Below are 525 nucleotides of genomic sequence, written 5' to 3'. Positions count from 1 at the left end.
TTGTTTCTTCAAAAACAACAGCAATATTATTTGGTGTCTTTCTAACCTGTTCTTCAAATAAATCTACGATGGTCTTATCTCTTGGGTACTCTGAATCTGTATCGTTGAATTCTACTAAAAGTTGGTATTTTTCTTGTTCAGTTAAAAAATCTATCATTATATAATATTTTCTGGTTGTTTTAGCAATTGTGTTAGTAAATTCTCAAAATGGGTAAACATTCTTTCTATCAGATACTCGTCATAAATGTCTGTATTATAAGAGACCATTAAACTCAATCCCTCTGATTCGACGAAAGTAAAACTAATATCAAACTGGGCTGTTGCATTAGAAAACTCATAAGGCCCCATCTCAAGATCCCTGAGTTCTTCGCCTTTTAGATTATTCAATTGACCCTGGTTTTGCAAAACAACCAAAACATCAAATAATACAGAACGGCTCGGGTCCCTTTGCAGATTTAACTTCCCAACTAAGGCATCAAATGGATAACTCTGATGTTCATAAGCTCCCAAAAGGGTGTTTTTCTG

General features: G+C 34.1%; 1 protein-coding gene. It reads right to left on the bottom strand.

What is annotated here, in order from left to right:
- Window positions 1–156: 156 nt before the first annotated feature.
- Window positions 157–525, bottom strand: a 369-nt coding sequence (locus DM397_RS00455; protein WP_239457752.1) for a condensation domain-containing protein, incomplete at its 5' end; no start/stop codon positions are given.

This window comes from Flavobacterium nitrogenifigens, assembly GCF_003254565.1.
Taxonomy (GTDB): Bacteria; Bacteroidota; Bacteroidia; order Flavobacteriales; family Flavobacteriaceae; genus Flavobacterium; species Flavobacterium nitrogenifigens.
This window is presented reverse-complemented; position numbering and strand designations above follow the sequence as displayed.